This window comes from Litoreibacter sp. (genome assembly GCF_058136045.1).
In genome coordinates this window covers 16,326-35,054 of record NZ_JBYVDD010000002.1, presented here as the reverse complement: position 1 = coordinate 35,054, position 18,729 = coordinate 16,326, and the positions used below count along the sequence as shown (strand labels likewise).

Annotated in this window: 20 protein-coding genes; 13 read left to right on the top strand and 7 right to left on the bottom strand. The window is 54.8% G+C overall.

Annotation, left to right across the window (positions count from 1 at the left end; all coding sequences use genetic code 11):
* The first annotated feature begins 302 nt into the window (after positions 1 to 302).
* Positions 303 to 2,483 carry a catalase/peroxidase HPI gene (katG, locus tag AC3Y7R_RS00845; protein WP_490040111.1) on the top strand — a complete coding sequence of 727 codons (2,181 nt, stop codon included), beginning with the start codon at positions 303 to 305 and terminating at the stop codon, positions 2,481 to 2,483.
* A gap of 189 nt (positions 2,484 to 2,672) precedes the next feature.
* Here katG and AC3Y7R_RS00840 read toward each other — a convergent pair whose 3' ends face one another.
* Entirely contained in the window at positions 2,673 to 3,002 is a 330-nt protein-coding gene (locus tag AC3Y7R_RS00840; protein WP_490040110.1) for an ArsR/SmtB family transcription factor, read from the bottom strand.
* A 106-nt stretch (positions 3,003 to 3,108) separates the two neighbouring features.
* Between AC3Y7R_RS00840 and AC3Y7R_RS00835 the strand changes: the two genes are divergently transcribed.
* From AC3Y7R_RS00835 to arsA, 6 genes are read left to right on the top strand one after another with little or no spacing between them, the layout of a single operon-like run.
* Positions 3,109 to 4,116: a succinylglutamate desuccinylase/aspartoacylase family protein gene (locus AC3Y7R_RS00835; protein WP_490040109.1), complete on the top strand. Its 1,008-nt coding sequence runs from the start codon at positions 3,109 to 3,111 to the stop codon at positions 4,114 to 4,116.
* An 8-nt stretch (positions 4,117 to 4,124) separates the two neighbouring features.
* The gene (locus tag AC3Y7R_RS00830) at positions 4,125 to 5,105 is read left to right on the top strand and encodes a threonine ammonia-lyase (protein WP_490040108.1); all 981 of its coding nucleotides are present in this window, start codon (positions 4,125 to 4,127) and stop codon (positions 5,103 to 5,105) included.
* Positions 5,095 to 5,760, top strand: a complete 666-nt coding sequence (locus AC3Y7R_RS00825; protein WP_490040107.1) for an MIP/aquaporin family protein — start codon at positions 5,095 to 5,097, stop codon at positions 5,758 to 5,760. Before AC3Y7R_RS00830 ends, AC3Y7R_RS00825 begins: the two co-directional genes overlap by 11 nt.
* Positions 5,753 to 6,958 carry a MalY/PatB family protein gene (locus AC3Y7R_RS00820; protein ID WP_490040106.1) on the top strand — a complete coding sequence of 402 codons (1,206 nt, stop codon included), beginning with the start codon at positions 5,753 to 5,755 and terminating at the stop codon, positions 6,956 to 6,958. The genes AC3Y7R_RS00825 and AC3Y7R_RS00820 overlap by 8 nt, the downstream gene beginning before the upstream one ends.
* A complete protein-coding gene (gene arsD, locus AC3Y7R_RS00815) occupies positions 6,955 to 7,353 on the top strand; it encodes an arsenite efflux transporter metallochaperone ArsD (RefSeq protein ID WP_490040105.1) in 399 nt (132 codons plus the stop codon). The genes AC3Y7R_RS00820 and arsD overlap by 4 nt, the downstream gene beginning before the upstream one ends.
* Before the next feature lie 36 nt (positions 7,354 to 7,389).
* A complete protein-coding gene (gene arsA, locus AC3Y7R_RS00810) occupies positions 7,390 to 9,141 on the top strand; it encodes an arsenical pump-driving ATPase (protein WP_490040104.1) in 1,752 nt (583 codons plus the stop codon).
* A 62-nt stretch (positions 9,142 to 9,203) separates the two neighbouring features.
* Here the strand turns inward: arsA and AC3Y7R_RS00805 are convergent, their stop codons facing one another.
* Both AC3Y7R_RS00805 and AC3Y7R_RS00800 read right to left on the bottom strand, forming a co-directional pair.
* On the bottom strand, positions 9,204 to 9,500 hold the full coding sequence (locus tag AC3Y7R_RS00805; RefSeq protein ID WP_490040103.1) for a hypothetical protein: 297 nt from the start codon (positions 9,498 to 9,500) through the stop codon (positions 9,204 to 9,206).
* Between the two features lie 258 nt (positions 9,501 to 9,758).
* Entirely contained in the window at positions 9,759 to 9,995 is a 237-nt protein-coding gene (locus tag AC3Y7R_RS00800) for a hypothetical protein (protein ID WP_490040102.1), read from the bottom strand.
* 166 nt (positions 9,996 to 10,161) lie between these two features.
* Here AC3Y7R_RS00800 and AC3Y7R_RS00795 point away from each other — a divergent pair, with 166 nt between their 5' ends.
* The 5 genes from AC3Y7R_RS00795 (at position 10,162) to AC3Y7R_RS00775 (ending at position 14,643) form a co-directional block, all read left to right on the top strand.
* Positions 10,162 to 11,586 (top strand): circularly permuted type 2 ATP-grasp protein, encoded by a 1,425-nt coding sequence (locus tag AC3Y7R_RS00795; protein WP_490040101.1) that lies wholly within the window; start codon positions 10,162 to 10,164, stop codon positions 11,584 to 11,586.
* Positions 11,587 to 12,528: an alpha-E domain-containing protein gene (locus AC3Y7R_RS00790; protein WP_490040100.1), complete on the top strand. Its 942-nt coding sequence runs from the start codon at positions 11,587 to 11,589 to the stop codon at positions 12,526 to 12,528.
* Positions 12,529 to 13,326 carry a transglutaminase family protein gene (locus AC3Y7R_RS00785; RefSeq protein ID WP_490040099.1) on the top strand — a complete coding sequence of 266 codons (798 nt, stop codon included), beginning with the start codon at positions 12,529 to 12,531 and terminating at the stop codon, positions 13,324 to 13,326.
* 34 nt (positions 13,327 to 13,360) lie between these two features.
* Positions 13,361 to 14,092, top strand: a complete 732-nt coding sequence (locus tag AC3Y7R_RS00780; protein WP_490040098.1) for a proteasome-type protease — start codon at positions 13,361 to 13,363, stop codon at positions 14,090 to 14,092.
* A 182-nt stretch (positions 14,093 to 14,274) separates the two neighbouring features.
* Positions 14,275 to 14,643: a hypothetical protein gene (locus AC3Y7R_RS00775; RefSeq protein ID WP_490040097.1), complete on the top strand. Its 369-nt coding sequence runs from the start codon at positions 14,275 to 14,277 to the stop codon at positions 14,641 to 14,643.
* A 16-nt stretch (positions 14,644 to 14,659) separates the two neighbouring features.
* Here the strand turns inward: AC3Y7R_RS00775 and AC3Y7R_RS00770 are convergent, their stop codons facing one another.
* The 4 genes from AC3Y7R_RS00770 to rplS all read right to left on the bottom strand — a co-directional run bounded on the left by AC3Y7R_RS00770 (position 14,660) and on the right by rplS (position 17,379).
* Positions 14,660 to 15,472 (bottom strand): division plane positioning ATPase MipZ, encoded by an 813-nt coding sequence (locus AC3Y7R_RS00770; RefSeq protein WP_490040096.1) that lies wholly within the window; start codon positions 15,470 to 15,472, stop codon positions 14,660 to 14,662.
* Positions 15,473 to 15,586: 114 nt separating this feature from the next.
* Positions 15,587 to 16,588 carry a hypothetical protein gene (locus tag AC3Y7R_RS00765; protein WP_490040095.1) on the bottom strand — a complete coding sequence of 334 codons (1,002 nt, stop codon included), beginning with the start codon at positions 16,586 to 16,588 and terminating at the stop codon, positions 15,587 to 15,589.
* A gap of 183 nt (positions 16,589 to 16,771) precedes the next feature.
* Positions 16,772 to 16,993 (bottom strand): 50S ribosomal protein L31, encoded by a 222-nt coding sequence (gene rpmE, locus AC3Y7R_RS00760; RefSeq protein ID WP_490040094.1) that lies wholly within the window; start codon positions 16,991 to 16,993, stop codon positions 16,772 to 16,774.
* Positions 16,994 to 17,004: 11 nt separating this feature from the next.
* The gene (gene rplS, locus AC3Y7R_RS00755; RefSeq protein ID WP_490040093.1) at positions 17,005 to 17,379 is read right to left on the bottom strand and encodes a 50S ribosomal protein L19; all 375 of its coding nucleotides are present in this window, start codon (positions 17,377 to 17,379) and stop codon (positions 17,005 to 17,007) included.
* Between the two features lie 366 nt (positions 17,380 to 17,745).
* Here rplS and AC3Y7R_RS00750 point away from each other — a divergent pair, with 366 nt between their 5' ends.
* On the top strand, positions 17,746 to 18,729 hold the full coding sequence (locus AC3Y7R_RS00750; RefSeq protein WP_490040092.1) for a DUF4123 domain-containing protein: 984 nt from the start codon (positions 17,746 to 17,748) through the stop codon (positions 18,727 to 18,729).

The window sequence follows — 18,729 nt, the reverse complement described above, 5'->3', positions numbered from 1 at the left end:
CGTCACCAAGCCGTCAAGGCAGTAAGCATCCTGATTGGTCTTTGCAGGTGACAACATGAAGGAGGCATATAGGGAGGGTAAATAACGGTGATCAGAGCGGATACGTCTAGGGTTTCTTGAATTGGAATGACCTTGCCGGATTTTAACTGGCTCGCGCCTTTTATTATAACTAAAACCTATTGCGATTATTAGAAAGTGTAATTTATTCTTATTCACGAGACCTGCTAGTCTCAGCCTACAAAATCGAAGGTGATGTTCTCCTTCGATCCAAGCAATCGCCAGGCCTTAGTGGGAGAAAAATCATGGGTAATAACAACGTCGGGAAATGTCCGATCGCACATGGCGCGACAAATGTCAGTATGCGCTCAAGCAAGGATTGGTGGCCCAATCAGCTTAACCTACGGATTTTACACCAAAATACTGCCAAATCTGACCCTATGGGGGAAGATTTTGACTATGCGGAGGCCTTTAAGTCTCTCGACTATGACGCCCTCAAAGCAGACCTTACGACGTTGATGACAGACAGTCAGGATTGGTGGCCGGCCGATTATGGTCACTACGGGGGCTTGTTCATTCGTATGGCTTGGCACAGTGCGGGGACTTATCGCACCGCAGATGGTCGCGGTGGCGGCGGGACTGGCCAGCAGCGGTTTTCACCGCTTAATTCATGGCCAGACAATGGCAATCTCGACAAGGCTCGCCGTCTTTTGTGGCCCATCAAGCAAAAATACGGCGCCAAGATTTCTTGGGCAGATTTGATGATCCTTGCCGGGAATGTTGCGATAGAATCTATGGGTGGACCGACCTTTGGGTTCGCTGGTGGGCGTGCCGATGTTTGGGAACCAGAAGAAGACACGTATTGGGGGAGCGAAACCGAATGGTTGGCCCCTGACGACAACCCAAATAGCCGCTACTCTGGCGAGCGCAATCTTGAATCCCCGCTCGCCGCGGTGCAGATGGGCCTGATCTATGTAAATCCGGAAGGCCCGGATGGGCAACCTGATGCGCTTGCCTCGGGTCGTGATATCCGCGAGACATTTGCCCGTATGGCAATGAATGATGAAGAAACCGTGGCACTGGTTGCGGGAGGCCACACATTCGGGAAGGCGCATGGGGCTGGTGACCCGACGCTGGTTGGTGCCGCGCCAGAGGCGGCTTCGATTGAAGAAATGGGTCTTGGTTGGACCAACGCCCATGGGTCGGGCAAGGGTGATGATACGACAACAAGCGGTATCGAAGGGGCTTGGACCGCCAATCCAATCCAATGGGATAACGGTTATTTTGATCTGTTGTTCGGGTATGATTGGAACCTCACTAAATCGCCTGCGGGAGCTTGGATTTGGGAGCCGGTCGGAGTGACGGAAGACGACAAGGCACCGCAAGCGCATGATCCGTCCAAGAAAGTCGCTACGATGATGACTACGGCTGATATGGCGATGCGCATGGACCCGATTTATGGTCCGATCTCTAAGCGGTTCCACGAAAACCCGAAGGAATTTGCTGATGCCTTCGCCCGGGCTTGGTTCAAGCTCACACACCGCGATATGGGGCCAAAAGCGCTGTATTTGGGCAAAGAAGTCCCGAGTGAGGAGCTGATCTGGCAAGACCCTATTCCAGTGTCGCAAACCACCCTGTCTGAGGCAGATGTATCTGCACTGAAAAAAGTGGTGCTGGCATCCGGTCTCAGCGCGTCCGATCTGATTAAGACTGCTTGGGCTTCGGCTTCGACGTTCCGCGGCTCGGACAAGCGAGGCGGCGCTAACGGCGCGCGCATTCGCCTTGCGCCAATGGCCGGTTGGGAGGTTAATGAACCCGAAGAGCTTGCACGCGTTCTGCCGGCACTTGAGGCCGTGGTTGCTGATTTTTCTAAGCCGGTTTCAATGGCGGATATGATCGTCATCGGCGGGGCTGCTGCTATTGAACAATCTGCCAAAGACGCGGGTTATGAGGTCGATGTCCCCTGCACATTGGGCAGGGGTGATGCCACCATGGAGGCCTCAGATGGTGAAAGTCTTGCTTATCTGGAGCCACAAGCAGATGGTTTCCGTAACTGGCAGAAGACCGAATTTACGATCTCACCAGAAGAGCTTCTAATTGATAAGGCTCAACTTTTGACGCTCACGGCGCCTGAAATGACCGTTCTTGTTGGTGGTCTTCGTGTGTTGCAAGCCAATCACGAGGCCAGCGCCCATGGTGTGCTGACAAACCGCGCAGGTGTGCTGAGCAATGATTTCTTCGTCAATCTTCTTGATATGGATACGGTTTGGACTGTGGGCGGTGATGGTACATATGAAGGTCGCAGTCGCAGCTCGGGTGAGAGCAAATGGACCGCGACACGCGTCGATCTTGTCTTCGGGTCGAATTCACAACTACGGGCGTTGTCGGAAGTTTATGGCCAGAAGGATGCGGGCGAAAAATTCGTAACCGACTTCATTGTGGCGTGGAACAAGGTGATGAATGCGGACCGATTTGACCTGATCTGATAGGGTGCATTCGAGAATAAAAACTGGCGTCGCTTTGTGAAAACGGAGCGGCGCCTTTTTTCTGCCGAGACGATCCGGATGCGCGGCATCGCCGTAAAAAAATGCAGCTTTCATGAGCATTCCGCAGCCTGATCCGTTTGCGCAATAAACCCTATGATTGGCGTTGTGTTGCCTGTGACGTTGCGGGCGTTATTTCGTGTCCAGAAGTGATAAGATATCACCGCAATTGCTTATTTGCCCGCCGCAGCAGTCAGAGAGCAAGAATTTGATAAGCTCGTTTACGGCGGCAAGGTCGGCGGCGTAGTGGATCTCGCGTTGGTGGCGCGTAGCAGTCAAGATGCCCGAGCGTTTCAGGATCGCCAGATGCCCGGAGAGTGTCGAGGGTACAATCCCGAGGCGCCGCGAAATTTCCAAGGCAGGCAGGCCTTCGGGGCCGATTTTGACCAATAGCCGAAAAACCGAAATTCGCGTCGATTGGGCAAGGGCAGAGAAGACGTCTATTGCGTTACTTTGATCCATAATTCGTAAATGCCCGAAATAACGAAGCTTGACAAGGTGCGCGCGGGATCGTAGCTCAAAAGACAATTCGGTAATTGCCGAAATGACAGAAGGCAGGAAGGCCCGCATGACAGGAACATTGATCACGGCCGAGGTGGATTTTGCGGCAGAGGGCAAACAGACAGGCTACTTGCGCGTCCCCCATTCTGTTCACCGCTCTGCCTATGGCTGGCTGCCCGTTCCAATCACGGTGATCCGTAACGGAGAAGGCCCAACCTTGGTTTTGATGGCGGGCAATCACGGTGATGAATATGAGGGCCAGATCGCCATATCCAAGCTTGCTTGTGACCTCGAGGCCAAGCAATTGCGCGGGCGGGTGATCTTGCTTCCGATGTTGAATTTCCCGGCGGCCGATGCGGGGCTTCGGACCTCGCCGGTGGATGGGGGCAACCTGAACCGGCTCTTCCCTGGTGATCCAAAGGGCAGCCCGAGCGAGATGATCGCCCATTACGTAGAAGAAGTCATTTTGCCGATGGCAGATTATGCCGTTGACCTGCATTCCGGCGGCAATTCGCTGTTCTATCCGCCGACGTTGCTGCGTGGCCTTGGCCATAGCCCCGGGGAAACGGCGGCTTTGAAGCAGATGCAGGAAGCGTTTGATTTGCCCTATGCGTGGGTGTTCACTTCGGGCGGTGGGCGTGGCAGCACCGCGCGCACGGCAATGGGGGCCGCCAACCGCAAGGGTGTGGTTAATGTGATGGCAGAGTTGGGGGGCGCTGGCGTGGTGACGCCGGAGGTATTGCGCCAAACGACGCGTGGTCTGTACCGGATTTTACATGCGTTAGGGATGCTGCCTGATTATGTGCCCGATCCGGCGCAAGGCACCCGTGAGCTAAACGCGCGCGGCTCGGTTTATGCCTATGAGGACGGGTTGCTTGAGCCGCTAAAGGAGATTGGTGATGCGGTTGCACAGGGCGAGGTTGTGGGCTTGATCCATCACCCGAAAACGCCGCTCAAAACTCCTGATGAGGTTGTATCTCCCTATGGGGGAATAATCTTGTGCCAGCGGGCGATGGCCCCGATCGTGCGTGGTGATGCGGTTTGCCAAATCGCCGCAGATGCGCCCGAGAGTTGAGTTCAGACATGGCAAGTTTTCCCATTTCCCTCGAAGATATTCGCCGTGCTGCGCCTTTGCTGCAAGGGGTGGTTCAGCGAACACCAGTGTTGGAAAATGCTGAAGTGAACGCGATGTTGGGGGGGCGGCTGCTGCTGAAGGCAGAGAACTTCCAACGCAGCGGCGCCTTTAAAATTCGGGGTGCCTATCACCGAATGCTGCATTTGAGCGCGGCAGAAAAGGCGCGCGGTGTCGTCACTTATTCATCAGGCAACCATGCGCTCGGCGTCGCGAGGGCCGCGAAATTGCTGGATACATCGGCGCTTATCGTGATGCCTGATGATGTCCCCGAGGCCAAGTTGCAGGCGGTTCGTGATTTGGGCGCCCAGATCACAACCTTTGAGCGCGATAGTGAAAAGAGCGGGGATGTTGTGGCACGCATTCAGGCCCAGACGGGACGAGTTGAAGTGCCGCCAAGCGCCCACCCGCAGGTTCTGGCAGGGGCTGGGACTGTGGCCTTGGAACTGCTGGACGAGGCAGGGCCCCTTGATACGGTTCTTGTGCCGTGCGGCGGCGGCGGGCTGACGGCGGCAACGGCCGTTGTGATGAGCGAGGCCGCGCCTAAGACACAGGTCTTTGCCGCCGAGCCGGAGTTGTTTGATGATACGCGCCGGTCCTTGCTTGCCGGTAAGCGGCTTTCGAACCCCAAGGGGCTGCGCACTATTTGCGATGCGATCATGACCCCAATCCCGAACACCGTGACCTTTCCAATTAACCACGCGCTACTCGCGGGAGGTGTCGTCACCAGCGATGCGCAGGTGCGCCGTGCTATGCGGTTTGCGTTTGAGCATTTCAAGATTGTTGCCGAGCCGGGCGCAGTTGTGGGCCTTGCGGCGGTTCTTGCCGGGCGGGTGCCTCTTGCCGGGCGTCGCGTGGCCACCGTGATCACTGGTGGCAATATCTCAATCTCCCGCTTCATGGCGCTTTTGGAGGCTCCGCATGACACTTGAACGACGCTTGATGGCCGAATGGCTTGGTACTTTCTTTCTACTGGCCACGGTCGTCGGATCGGGCATCATGGCCGAGCGGCTTGCGGGTGGAAACACAGCCATTGCCTTGCTGGGCAACACCTTGCCGACCGGTGCCATTTTGGTGGTGTTGATCACGATCTTCGGGCCAATTTCTGGCGCTCACTTTAATCCGGCCGTGACCCTTTGCTTCGCGTTGCGCCGCGAGACGGGCTGGCGTGATGCCGGTCTATATGTTGTCGCGCAGGTTTTTGGCGGCATTATTGGCGTATTCGTGGCGCATATCATGTTTGAGCATCCGCTGATTGACCCCTCCACCACCATGCGCAGCGGAACCGGGCAATGGGTGGGCGAGTTCGTCGCGACATTCGGCCTTGTCGGGACGATTTTGGCCTGCCTGAAGGCGCGCCCGCAAGCTGTGCCCATGGCAGTTGGCCTCTATATTACGGCCGCTTACTGGTTTACCTCCTCGACCTCGTTTGCCAATCCGGCGGTGACAATCGCGCGCGGGTTCTCTGACACCTTCGCAGGGATAGCACCCGGCGATGTGGCGGCCTTTATCGCTGTGCAATTGGTTGCTGCGGTGCTGGCGACAGGGTTCTTTCACTGGCTACTGAAGGAGGCAGGGCATGACTGAATTTCGCTTCGATGAAGAGATCAACCGCCGCGAGGTTCCCGCGCTCAAAGTGCACAAAATGGTATTGGGGGCCGATGGGATGGACTTGTTTGCGGCCGGCGTCGCGGATATGGATTTTCGCGCGCCCCCGGCAGTGTTGAAGGCCCTAGAGGCCCGCGCGGCTCATGGCATTTTTGGCTATGAGACGGTGCCTGACGGGTTGCTGCCCGCCTTGATAGACTGGCTCGCCTCCCGCCATGGCTGGTCCGTGGACGAGGCCCAGATTTTGCGCGCGCCCAATGTGTTGAACAGCCTTGCGATGGCCGCGAACCTGTTCACTGATGCGGGGGATGCGATCATCGTGCAGCCTCCGGTGTTCTTTGATTTTGCGGATATCATTGCCGAGAACGGCCGCGAAATGGTGGCAAATCCGCTGGTTCTGAAGGATGGGCGCTACGAGATGAATTTTGACGGGCTGGAGCAACTCGCCCGCGCACCACGCACCAAAATGCTGTTCCTATGTAACCCGCACAACCCCGTAGGTCGGGTTTGGGCGCGTGAGGAGTTAACCCGCCTCGGAGAGATTTGCCGCGCCCATAACGTGTTGGTGGTGGCGGATGAAATCCACGGCGACATCACCTTCTCTGGCCATCATTACACGCCTTTTGCTACAGTCTCGAAAGGTGATGCGATGAATTGCATTACCTGCCTATCGCCGGCTAAAAGCTTCAATATAGCTGCCTGTTGCTCAAGTTTTACCGTGATCGCGGATGAGGCGATGCGGGCAAGATTTCAGGCCGAAAACAGCCGCCTGACCGTCAACAAAAATAATGCTTTTGCCAGCGTTGCGATGCGTGCCGCCTATCAGGAAGGCGCGGGATGGCTAGAGGGTGTGATGAGCTATTTGCAAGGCAACCTTGACCTTGTTCGCCATCACCTATCGGGGCTTCACGGGGGTGAATTGATCGAACCCGAGGGCACGTTCCTTTTGTGGCTGGACTTTCGTGCCTTGGGTCTGGCGCCTAACGAGTTGACGAAATTTCTGCGCCAAAATGCGGGCTGGGCGGTCACCCGCGGGCAATCCTTCGGTGTGGAGGGCGAAGGATTTGCGCGCCTTAATATCGCATGTCCGCGCGCACGGTTGGAGCAAGCATTGCGCCAACTCTCTGGGGCCGTAACAAAACATATGAACCTATCAAAATCAGGAGATACCCAATGACGAATATTACCGTTTATGATCCCGCAATGTGCTGCTCAACCGGCATTTGCGGGGCGGAAGTCGATCAACGGTTGGTGACATTCGCCGCCGATCTGGATTGGTTGAAGTCGCAGGGCATAGCGGTCACGCGCATTAATTTATCACAAGAACCTGCGAAATTTGCCGAAAGCAATACGGTCAAAGGGGTGTTGGAAAACTCCGGCGTCGAGGGTTTGCCGGTTGTTATGTTGGGCGCCGAGATGGCCTCCTCGGGGCGCTACCCTGCGCGTGAAGAATTGGCGAAATTCGCGGGGGTTTCCTATGTGGCAGAGCCCACCAGCGCTGCGACGAATGGCTCCAGCGCTTGCTGCGGTGGTGGCGATAGCGCGGAGAAAACTTCTTCCGGCTGCTGCTAAATTCATCCCCTCTAAACTCAGAAACGAGTACCTTTTATGTTTGAAAACTTGCCGAAATTTGTATTCTTCACCGGAAAAGGCGGGGTCGGGAAAACCTCTCTGGCCTGTGCCACGACGCTTGATCTTGCCAGCAAAGGTAAGAAAGTTTTGCTGGTGAGCACCGACCCCGCATCGAATGTCGGGCAGGTGTTTGAGACTGAAATTGGCAATAAAATCACGGAAATTACCACTGCTCCGGGCGTTGATGCGATAGAGATCAATCCAGAGGAAGCAGCGGCTGAGTATCGTGAGCGTATCGTTGGCCCGATGCGGGGTATTCTGCCCAAAGAGGCGCTGGCCAGCATCGAGGAACAACTCTCGGGGGCGTGCACGATCGAAATTGCGGCATTTGATGAGTTTACGGCGTTGCTCACCGATAATGATCTGGTGGATCGATATGATCACGTCATTTTTGACACCGCGCCAACGGGCCATACGATCCGGATGTTGAAACTGCCCGGCGCTTGGTCCGGTTTTCTGGAGGAGGGCAAGGGTGATGCTTCTTGTTTGGGACCGCTGGCAGGGCTGGAGAAGCAGCGTGATCGGTATGGCGCAGCCGTTGACCGCTTGTCGGACGGGGAAGCAACACGGTTGGTTCTGGTCGCGCGGCCCCGTCATTCGGCCTTGGCCGAGGTGGGTCGCACAAGCATCGAGTTGGCCGATATCGGTATTCGCAACCAACATTTGGCGATCAACGGGATGATGCCTGAGGATACGGCTGGTGATCCGTTGGCCTCGGCCTTGCTAACGCGCGATCAAGATGCGCTGGCGGCAATGGCTCCTGAGGTCGCCTCCCTGCCGCGCACGGTTTTTGCGCTTCGGTCGGAAAATCTGGTTGGGCTTGCCGCGCTTAAACGCTTTGCTGCGGGCGAGCGTGATGTGGTTAGTGGGGCCCAAGACGGGGATGCATCGGTGACGAATTTGCCACCGCTTGGCGCCTTAGTTGATGATCTGGAAGGCCCTGGTAAGGGCTTGATCATGTTCATGGGGAAAGGCGGGGTCGGCAAGACGACTATGGCGGCAGCGGTTGCTGTCGAGTTGGCCGCGCGCGGCCATGAGGTTTTGCTGACAACCACTGATCCGGCGGCCCATATCAACGAGACGCTTGCAGGTGATCAAGCGGGTTTGACGGTTAGCCGAATTGACCCCGCGGTGGAGACTGCAAACTATCGCACTGAGGTTATGGCCAGCAAAGGCAAGGACTTAGACGATCAAGCCCGCGCGATGCTAGAGGAAGACCTACGTTCACCCTGCACCGAGGAAATAGCTGTATTTCAGGCCTTTTCGCGGGTGATCCGTGAAAGCAGCCGAAAATTTGTGGTCATGGATACCGCCCCAACGGGCCACACGTTGCTGTTGCTGGATGCGACGGGATCTTACCATAAGGATGTTTTGCGCCACCAAGACGAGGCAAGTCGCGCGCGGCTAGTAACACCAATGATGCGCCTGCAAGACCCCGATCAGACCAAAATTGTAATCGTAACTTTGCCGGAAACCACTCCGGTTTTGGAGGCGGAACATTTGCAAAATGACCTGAGCCGCGCCGGAATCGCGCCTTGGGGTTGGATTGTGAATTCCAGCCTTGCAGCTGCCAGAACCAACCAGCCATTGCTGCAAAAACGCGCGCAGTCCGAGCATGAACAGATTGCGAAAGTGCGTAAGATATCTACCGGACGGTTCGCAGTCGTCCCGATACAGGCCGAAGAGCCCGTCGGGGCCGAGAAACTTGCGGCTTTGTGCCAAAAATAACAGGCATGAGGCCTGCCTGAACTGATTAAAGTTCCTTGGGCGGGCCTCGTCTCAGGTGTGATCTATCTCGAATAGGGCAAGGGGGTGTTCGTCTCAAAGGCGGAGAGCCAGCTGCGCCATTCGTTGAGGTTTTCGCCAAACGCCTCGCTCGAAATCCAGTGTAGCCGCTTCAAAAGCTCCTCCCGAGTGGCTTGCAGCCGTGGCTGTGCATCATCACGTGGAACCCGATCAATCCAATTGACCTGATAGATGACGCTGGGGGCGGAGGGGTTTGGGGCGTCGAGCAACTGCTTGATAATGGCGTGGGCATTCCACTTGTCCCGCAAGCGGTCTTCGTAATAAACGCTGTCTTTTGTCACTGTCCCGCCGCCCATTTGAAGTGTGCTTAATGCTTTGAATGACCCACTCAGAAACAGATACCAGTGGATGAAACTCCCAAGGTGATATCGGTTTTTGAACCCTAAGGTAACGAAATTTTGGACAAGAGTTATGGCGCCTGTGATGCTTCGCGCACCTGAGAAGGGGGGTAGAGAGATGTTTGCCGTGCGAAAGTAATCGGCGGTAAAATTCTGGGCATGAGCCTTGAGAGAAAGTCCCTTGATGATATCAGTGTTGAGCTAGCCCGAGATTGTAGCGGCTAAGGATTTTACCTCGATTGGCAGGGTGCAATTCGCCCAGAACTGGAAGTAGAACCACTTGCCGTCCGGATCGGTGATGGGCAGAAGTTTGCGGAAGTGAATGAGGCAGACGTAGTGGTAGCCCGGAGTCTTCCAGCAGGGTTGTGAGGATTGGAGCCGTGGCCGCATCCAGAATTGCATAGAGATGTAGGTGTAGCTTACCCACGTTAAAAACATTGCGCCAGTGAAGATACTGTGAATGATTTTCCTGCGAGACGCCCAGTTGGCAAAATTTAGTGCAACTATTTGAATGAATTCATGAGGTTTTTCCTGTGATTTGAGGTTTCTGGTTCGGGCACCGCAAACGGATTGCTATGCGAAGACAAACCTGTAGTGTTAATCAATGAAGTCAAAGCAGACGTACTTTTGTGAGATGCAAGCCGAGAACGGTGTGCGTGAGCCATATGTCAAATACAACGGTTGGTTTTCGGGGCAAGACAATGCCCGCTTGACGAAAAAGTCGTCAGAAGCAGAGGCATTTTTCAGACGCACTGGGATCACCTTTAACGTTTATGGCCAATCTGACGCCGAGGAGCGGTTGATCCCCTTTGACCTTGTTCCGCGCATTGTATCCAATAACGAATGGACTAAACTTTCCAGAGGCATCGACCAGCGGGTCCGCGCTATTAACGCGTTTTTGCACGATATTTATAACCGTCAGGAAATTCTGCGGGCGGGGATTATTCCTGTAGAATTGATTGCGAAAAACGATGCGTTCTTGCCGCAGATGATGGATTTTAGCCCGCCGGGGGATGTGTACACCCATATTGTCGGCACTGATATTGTGCGCACCGGGGCGGATGATTTTTTCGTTCTGGAGGATAACGCGCGCACGCCATCCGGGGTCAGCTATATGCTGGAAAACCGCGAGACGATGCTGCAAATGTTCCCCGAGTTGTTCAGCTCTATCAAAGTGCAACCTGTGAGTGATTATCCCAAGAACCTTCGCCGCTCGCTTGAGGCCTCGGCGCCTGCGACGTGCTCGGGGCGGCCATGCGTGGTGGTGTTGACGCCGGGCATTCATAACTCGGCTTATTACGAGCACAGTTTTCTTGCGGATCAGATGGGGGTTGAGCTGGTCGAGGGCCACGACCTGCGGGTTGTGGACGGACATATCGCCATGCGCACCACGCGCGGCTACAAGGTAATTGACGTGATTTACCGCCGTGTTGACGATGAATTTCTTGATCCGTTGACCTTTAATCCGAACTCCATGTTGGGGGTTCCGGGGATCATGGATGTCTACCGCGCGGGCAATATCACCATCGCCAATGCACCGGGAACGGGTGTTGCTGATGACAAAGCAATCTATAGTTATATGCCTGAAATTGTTGAATTTTATACGGGCGAGCGGGCGATTTTAAAAAATGTGTTAACGCATCGCTGCTCGGAGCCGGACACGCTGAAATATGTGCTCGATAACCTTGCTGATCTGGTGGTGAAAGAGGTGCATGGCTCTGGCGGATACGGCATGTTGATTGGCCCCGCTGCCAGCAAGAAAGAGCTGTCGGATTTCGCGGTTAAGCTAAAAGCCTTCCCGGAAAATTACATTGCTCAACCGACGCTGGCGCTGTCCACGGTCCCGATTTTTACCGAAAAAGGCTTGGCCCCGCGTCACGTAGATTTGCGCCCCTTCGCGTTGGTTTCGCCCAAAGGAGTAAGTATTACGCCGGGCGGGCTGACCCGCGTTGCGCTGCAAGAAGGCAGCCTCGTGGTCAACTCAAGTCAGGGCGGCGGCACCAAAGACACTTGGGTATTGGAAGACTAGATGCTGGGAAAAACCGCAGGTGGGCTTTACTGGATGTTTCGTTTTCTCGAGCGGGCGGAGAATACTGCGCGGCTTATCGAGGCGGGGTTTCGCATTGCGCTTACGCGCTCAACGGATGCCGAGGCTGAGTGGAAGTCGGTGATTGTTACCTCCGCGGCGCGGGCCGCCTATGAGGCCCATCACGACGGCTATGACAGCACCAAAGTGGTGGATTTTTTACTGCGAGAGCGGAGCAATCCCAGCTCTGTATTGTCGGTAATGAAATCGGCCCGCGATAATGCCCGATTGGTACGCACCGCACTGACCAGCGAGGTTTGGTCTGCGGTTAATGAAACATGGATGCTGCTCTCGGATTTGCTCAAAGAGCCAATTCCGCAAACCGAGTTGCCAGCGGTCTTGGCTTCGATCCGACAGCAATCTGCGCTTGTGCGCGGCGCGCTTCACGGCACCATGTTGCGCAATGATATTTATGATTTCTGCCGCCTTGGCACCTTCATTGAGCGCATGGACAGCACTGCGCGTATTATTGACGTCAAATACTACTCCCTGTTGCCGTCCCCGTCTTTTGTCGGGAGCCGGTTGGATAATGTGCAGTGGGAAACGATCTTGCGCTCGGTCTCTGCGCATAGGTCATTTCGCTGGGCCGTGGAGGACGATTTTACCGCGCCAAATATCGCTAACTTTCTGATATTGGACCGCCGGATGCCTCGGTCCCTGACGTTCTGTGCTGCGCAGATTGTCGCGAACCTTGGGCACTTGAGCGAAGATTACGGGGGGCATCACCCCTCACATGATTTGGCTGATGCGCTTCGCGGGCGGCTCAAAGATCGCGACATTGCCTCTATCTTTGAGGAAGGGCTGCACGAGTTCGTTGGTGATGTGATCCGCGACGCGGCCAACCTTGGGCAGCAGATTGAACAAGACTACAGGTTTATCAGTTAGATGCAGTTACAGATCAGCCATAGAACGGATTATGCCTACAGCGAGCCGGTTGATTACGCTCTGCAAAAGGTGCGCTTGCGGCCCCTGAACTCGGTCGTGCAGGAGGTCAAGCAGTGGGCTGTCGAGATTGACGGGGGAAAGCTGGAGACCAGTTACCGGGATCACTATGGCAACCATGTTGATCTGGTTAGCATCAATCCGGGCGGGCAGGCACTTTCTATTCTGGCCACTGGTGTGATCGAGACACAAGACAGTGCAGGCGTATTTGGCAAGGTTCACGGGCGCGCGCCGCTTTGGCACTTTCGCCAATCCACGACGCTAACCAAACCCGGCCCTGCAATTGAAAAAATTGCAAAAGGCATGGGGGCACAGGGCGATGTTCTGGCGAGCCTCCATGCGCTCTCGGACAGGGTCTTGAAGGCGGCTCCCTATGAGATTGGCGCCACGCATTCTGGCACGTCCGCCGAGGCCGCATTGCAGGGCGGGCGTGGGGTCTGTCAGGACCATGCTCAGATATTCGTGGCGGGGGCACGGCTTGCGGGCATTCCGGCGCGCTATGTCAGCGGCTACTTAATGATCAACGACCGCGTGGACCAAGATGCAACCCACGCATGGGCCGAGGCCTATGTTGACGGGCTTGGTTGGGTTGGGTTCGACGTCTCGAATGGGGTTTCGCCAGACGAGAAATACGTGCGGATTGCGATTGGCTGCGACGCGCGCGATGCCTCACCCATAGAGGGGCTGAGAATTGGGGCCGCAGACGAGACGTTGATTGTATCTTTACAGGTGCAGCAGTAAGCAAGCCCCGTGACGTGCACGGAAATGGAACACTATGACGTATTGTATCGGTATGCGGATGAAGCAAGGGCTGGTGTTTATGTCCGACACCCGGACAAGCGCAGGCGTTGATAACTTTGCAGTAAGCAAGAAGATGTTCACATGGTCCGTGCCCGGCGAACGGATGATCACCATCATGACGGCCGGAAATCTGGCAACAACACAGGCGATGATTAGCCTGCTGGAAGAGCGCTCCAAGGCGGCAGCGGACCGTGACCCCAGCATTTTACGCCAATCAACTATGTTTCAGGTTGCCCGTTTGGTCGGGGCGACGTTGAAAGAGGTCATCGCTGAGAGTTCCCCCACGGGGCAGACGTCTGATGACCAGTTTGGCGCCTCGATTATCGTGGGTGGCCAGATCAAAGGCGGGCAGCCGACGATCTTCATGATTTATCCGGAAGGTAATTTTATTGAGGTGACGGATGACACGCCGTTCTTTCAGATTGGCGAGACAAAATACGGAAAACCAATTTTGGTTCGGGCGTATGAACCTAGTATGAGTTTTGAGGATGCGGTGAAGCTGCTTTTGGTCTCGTTTGATTCAACGGTTAAGTCAAACCTGTCGGTGGGGTTGCCATTCGACATCCAAGTGTATGAAAAAAACTCATTTTCCCCGGATCGACATACGCGAATTGATCAAGATGATCCAATCTATCAGACTATTTCGAATGGCTGGGGGGATGCGCTTAAGGAGGCGTTTCAGTCGCTTCCTAGCTACTCTGTTTAGGCCAACTATCATTTTTTGAGCGCACCAGATGACATGATTTTGGCCGCAGTTCGTCTGCCAATAGCCTCAATCGTGTCCGATGTTCATCTTGAGTTAAGGTGAATGGGTGAGAGTATGGCCATGAAATTACTGAGCTATAAAGCACAATTGCAAGGGTGGCTCCGGCCGCTTAGGCAGGGTTGATGTCGTTGGTTTTCGAGATATTTAAACGCGTTCAGTTGTTCTTCTTTGCCTTCACTCTGGCGGCCAGCACGATGATGTATATTGGCATCGGGCTTGGCAAGATTGACCGGTTTGAACTTTACGGTGACATTGCTGATAAGCTTGCGGTGGTGGCAATGGAAAACCCTGCGCTACGTGAAAAAGCCTTGGCTCTTTATGCGCGTGCTCAGGGCGGCCGCAATATTTCAACAGTGCCGCCCCAAGACGCGGCACTCCCGGATAGTGAAGCCGGAGCAGGTGAGCAGTTTCAACGTCGAAATAATGGGTTGGATGCACTGAAAAATCGCCAAAAAATATTGCATCACATTAGCACTCAAACGCATCCATGATGCGGCTTTTCGTGGCTTAGAAATCCACCTCAACACCGGGTAGTTTCAGCGCTTTTACCAGCTCACGCACTTCTTGGCGGGCCGCGATGTTAGAGATGTTGAGGTTCTTGATCCCGATGTCGCCAAGGTCCAACAAGGTCAGGCCACGCGGGAATAACTCGCGGAAAATCACCCGCTCCGAAAATCCGGGGGCGACGCGGAACCCGATGCGTTTGGCGAGAGCCATCACAGCATCTGTGATTTTCTTTTTGTTGTGCATGCGCTGGGTGCCCACGCGGTTGCGCACCACGATCCAGTCAATCGGGGCCAGCCCCGCCTGCGCACGAAGTTGGCGAGCCTGCCACACCATTTCCGCATAGACCGAAGGGCCGATAATTTTTTGGGTTTCAGGCTCAATACGCGCCAAAAGGTCGAAATCGATGAAACTGTCGTTGAGCGGGGTCACAAGGGTATCGGCCAACGAGTGCGCAACTTGGCTCAGGCGTGTGTGCGATCCGGGGCAGTCAATCACGATGAAATCAAACCGACCTTCCATACCAGCCACGGCCTCGGTCAGGCGGCGGTCATAGATGTTTTCGCCTGCATTCAATGTAGCTGGGTCCACTTCGGGCAGTTCAACAACTTCAACCTGAGGCAGGGTTAGCCCGTTTTTCTGGGCAAAGTGCACCCGGTTTTCGCAATAGCGTGAAAAGCTGCGCTGGCGTAAATCCAAGTCCAAGGCTCCCACGGTGAAACCTGCGCGGGCAAGGGCGGTGGCCACATGCATACAATTGGTGGACTTGCCCGATCCGCCTTTCTCATTGCCAAAGACGATAATATGCGCGGCCATGTGCGGCTCCGTGTTCTGTCGTGAAATCCTGTCTGGCAGGGTTGGCGCGGTTATAGAGGTGGTCCGCTTCAAGGGGAAGGGACAGTTTGCAGCGATATGAGCCAGATTTTATGATTAGAACCTAAACGGGTCTGCCGGGAAGTGGGTTGAAAACTCCGGTTTTGATCGTGCGGTACTGACGATAGTGTGCAAAAGGTGCTCGATGCGGTCCGCGACCTCCCCCTTGATTTCGTCTACATTCAACGGCGATTGCGCAAGGCCTTCGGTCTCTGACGCGAGGAGCGCTGTACTGTCGCCATTCAGGTATTCTTCGGCAAACTGATCCAGTTGGGGAACCATCGTCGATAAGATATTGCTGCGCTTCGCAGTGCTTAACCCGTTGAATTTTCGTGTCTCAAAGGGGTGAACCGTGTCGACTAAAATTTCTGACAGCCAGGTTTTTGCGATCCTACCGGTGTGTGCCCCACGCAAAATCTGGCGCAGACTGAAGGCAGTAAGCACGCCTGTTTCGCGCAAAGATCCGTTCATTTTAGGAACAGACATATCAAGGTCTTTGGGCAAATGGGCGCTTAACCCGAAGGCCTCCATTAATCTTCGGGCGACGCTGTCATCGAAGTATTTGGGGGCGTGAACCAGTACTGTTGGGTTTAATTCTAACTTTTCCATCCGACGCAGGCGCAACGGCCAGTGACCGCGTTTGAGGTGGAAAAACTCTTTCAAATAGATGTCAAAGTCCTCGCTATCGCGAAGGGTTTTGCAGCGGTGCGCGAAGGCTGAATTGATCAGGTCAATTGGGTTGCGAACGAAAAGGGCCGTTGAGATTTCAAACTGCATCTGACGCAACCGCCGCACTGCCAAGCGCATGCTTGGCTGGGTCAGGATGAGTGAAAAGTATTCGGCAGAGATCAGCACATCCATATCCGGATTGCGTTTTAATTCGGTTTTGAATTTCGCTAAAATTGGCTGACATATTTCGGCAGCGCTACTGTCGTCAGGGTCATGTGCCAAAGCAATCGCCAAGGCCCGGCTATTGCCATTGGGCGCGCGCCCAGAACGTGGTACGAGCAGGCCGATTTTGCGCAACTCGGGGGCATTGGTTTGCAGCCAATTTTGCACGGCAGTGGTGCCAGTTTTATGGCTTCCAATATGAAGATATATGCGCCGGGACATTCTGCTTTTCGTTCGGGTCGGTCTAATTGTGCTGCTTAGATAACCTACAGCCCCTTGACGTAAAAGCCAGAACGAAAAACGCCGCTCCCAAAGAAGCGGCGTTTTCTAAACTTAAAAAGGAGTGGCGCTTTAGAAGCCCAGACCTTCGTATTTGCTCTTGAACTTGGAAACGCGACCGCCAGTGTCGAGCAGGCGTTGGTTGCCGCCGGTCCATGCAGGGTGCACGGTCGGGTCAATGTCCAAAGCGATTTGATCGCCCTCGGAACCCCAAGTGGATTTCATTTGCAATACGTCGCCATTGGTCATTTTGACATTGATGACGTGGTACTCGGGATGTGTATCTTTTTTCATAACAGGACCCCTTACGCCTTAGGCGCTTTGTAGTTGGAAACTTCTGCGATACGCGCGGATTTACCACGACGCGAGCGCAAGTAATACAGTTTGGCGCGCCGAACGCGGCCACGACGCACAACAGTGATGCTGTCGATGTTGGTCGAGTGCAGTGGGAACACACGTTCCACGCCCTCACCGAAGGAGATTTTGCGAACGCAGAAACTACCGGCAATACCTTTGCCGTTGTTACGCGCGATGCAAACGCCTTCATAATTTTGAATACGGCTACGCGTACCCTCGGTCACTTTGTAGCCAACGCGGATGGTGTCACCCGCCTTGAAATCGGGGATATCGTGCCCCAAAGCGGCGATTTGTTCCGCTTCTAGTTGTGCGATCAGGTTCATCTGAAGCGCTCCTTTTATGATCCCGGTTTGCCCGGTGAATATGTTTCGCGTCCCGATAGCTCTTAGTCTTCTTCCGGGTTCACCGAAGTGCCCGCCAGAGGTCAGGTCGACGTTGCTTTTGCGCCCCAGTTTTCACATCTGCCGTCGGCGCCGAAGAAAGCGCATCAGATGTCCAATAAAACAAAGGCTCCGGTCAGTATTCTGATTCCAGATTGGCGGGGTATAGGAGGATTTTGAGGCGCAATCAAGTGGGATCGGTAACTTAGGTGGAATAGGGCGGACATTACGGCATAGCCCCCTATCGTTGCTGTTCTAATTGCGCTTTATTAGGGGAAGCATTGTCTTACCTAGGAGCAGGCTGGCACCATGAATGATACGGCAACGATGACACAACCTTGGGTCCGCATAGACTGTTTGGAAGCCCCGGATTTGACGGATGACGTAGAGGCCTTAACCGATGCCATTTTCGGGCCGGCAGAGCGGGTCGTCGCGATTTTGGATGCCAATCGCATTCTTGGCCTGCCGGATATTCTGGAAGCCGAAGGGCATGAGAAAACCTGCCTGTTTCGCGGTGATCTGGCAAAAGATGCTGGCGATGTGTCGCCTTGGCTGGTTGTGGTGAACCGTGGTGATCGGCTGTTGAAGTATTTGCTGACCCGTGATGACCGCCAAGAGGTGGTTCCCTTCGCGCTTTGGACGCAAGAGGCAGGGGTATTTTTGCGCACGGATATGGGGTTGGAGGCGTTGCAAGGGCATTTGCGCCGCTTTCTTCGCGTCAGTGATGGCAATGGAAAAAACTTCCTGTTTCGCTATTGGGAGCCATCAATCGCGGCAGCTTATTATGCTAATATCAATGATAGGCCGGAGTTGATCGAGCGTTGGTTCCGGGCCCGTGAAGGGGGGCTAATAGATGCGATAGTGGCACCTGATGCCGCCCAAGACGGCCCATCCCTGACGGTTATAACCCCGCAGGAAATAGCCCCGTCCAGCCGTCCGCCTGTCGGGGCATTTGCGCTAAATGCGTCAGATGTGGCGTTGTTTTCGCAGGTGCGCATGGAGCGCGACGTGGAGACCCTTACCACGCGCTTGTCCGACACCTTTCCTGAGGTAGCGAAAGACCTATCCCATGATGATCTGCGCAAATTGGTGCAGCGGATGATATCGAAGATGATGTCCTTCGGGTTTTCTCAAAAGCCTATGCTGTTCACCTTGCTTGCATGGGAATTACATTACGGTCCCGACTTTGAGCGCGTGGACACCGAAGGTGAGTTGTCGCGCATTATGGTCGAGCCTCGAAGCGCGGTGGAGCGCTTCGAGTTGTTGAAGGTGCGAATGGAGAAATTTGACTGA

Excerpts from the sequence above, each read along its gene's own strand:
- katG (WP_490040111.1), top strand. The coding sequence starts at position 303 with ATGGGTAATAACAACGTCGGGAAATGTCCGATCGCACATGGCGCGACA.
- AC3Y7R_RS00840 (WP_490040110.1), bottom strand. The coding sequence starts at position 3,002 with ATGGATCAAAGTAACGCAATAGACGTCTTCTCTGCCCTTGCCCAATCG.
- AC3Y7R_RS00835 (WP_490040109.1), top strand. The coding sequence starts at position 3,109 with ATGACAGGAACATTGATCACGGCCGAGGTGGATTTTGCGGCAGAGGGC.
- AC3Y7R_RS00830 (WP_490040108.1), top strand. The coding sequence starts at position 4,125 with ATGGCAAGTTTTCCCATTTCCCTCGAAGATATTCGCCGTGCTGCGCCT.
- AC3Y7R_RS00825 (WP_490040107.1), top strand. The coding sequence starts at position 5,095 with ATGACACTTGAACGACGCTTGATGGCCGAATGGCTTGGTACTTTCTTT.
- AC3Y7R_RS00820 (WP_490040106.1), top strand. The coding sequence starts at position 5,753 with ATGACTGAATTTCGCTTCGATGAAGAGATCAACCGCCGCGAGGTTCCC.
- arsD (WP_490040105.1), top strand. The coding sequence starts at position 6,955 with ATGACGAATATTACCGTTTATGATCCCGCAATGTGCTGCTCAACCGGC.
- arsA (WP_490040104.1), top strand. The coding sequence starts at position 7,390 with ATGTTTGAAAACTTGCCGAAATTTGTATTCTTCACCGGAAAAGGCGGG.
- AC3Y7R_RS00800 (WP_490040102.1), bottom strand. The coding sequence starts at position 9,995 with ATGTTTTTAACGTGGGTAAGCTACACCTACATCTCTATGCAATTCTGG.
- AC3Y7R_RS00795 (WP_490040101.1), top strand. The coding sequence starts at position 10,162 with ATGAAGTCAAAGCAGACGTACTTTTGTGAGATGCAAGCCGAGAACGGT.
- AC3Y7R_RS00790 (WP_490040100.1), top strand. The coding sequence starts at position 11,587 with ATGCTGGGAAAAACCGCAGGTGGGCTTTACTGGATGTTTCGTTTTCTC.
- AC3Y7R_RS00785 (WP_490040099.1), top strand. The coding sequence starts at position 12,529 with ATGCAGTTACAGATCAGCCATAGAACGGATTATGCCTACAGCGAGCCG.
- AC3Y7R_RS00780 (WP_490040098.1), top strand. The coding sequence starts at position 13,361 with ATGACGTATTGTATCGGTATGCGGATGAAGCAAGGGCTGGTGTTTATG.
- AC3Y7R_RS00775 (WP_490040097.1), top strand. The coding sequence starts at position 14,275 with ATGTCGTTGGTTTTCGAGATATTTAAACGCGTTCAGTTGTTCTTCTTT.
- AC3Y7R_RS00770 (WP_490040096.1), bottom strand. The coding sequence starts at position 15,472 with ATGGCCGCGCATATTATCGTCTTTGGCAATGAGAAAGGCGGATCGGGC.
- rpmE (WP_490040094.1), bottom strand. The coding sequence starts at position 16,993 with ATGAAAAAAGATACACATCCCGAGTACCACGTCATCAATGTCAAAATG.
- rplS (WP_490040093.1), bottom strand. The coding sequence starts at position 17,379 with ATGAACCTGATCGCACAACTAGAAGCGGAACAAATCGCCGCTTTGGGG.
- AC3Y7R_RS00750 (WP_490040092.1), top strand. The coding sequence starts at position 17,746 with ATGAATGATACGGCAACGATGACACAACCTTGGGTCCGCATAGACTGT.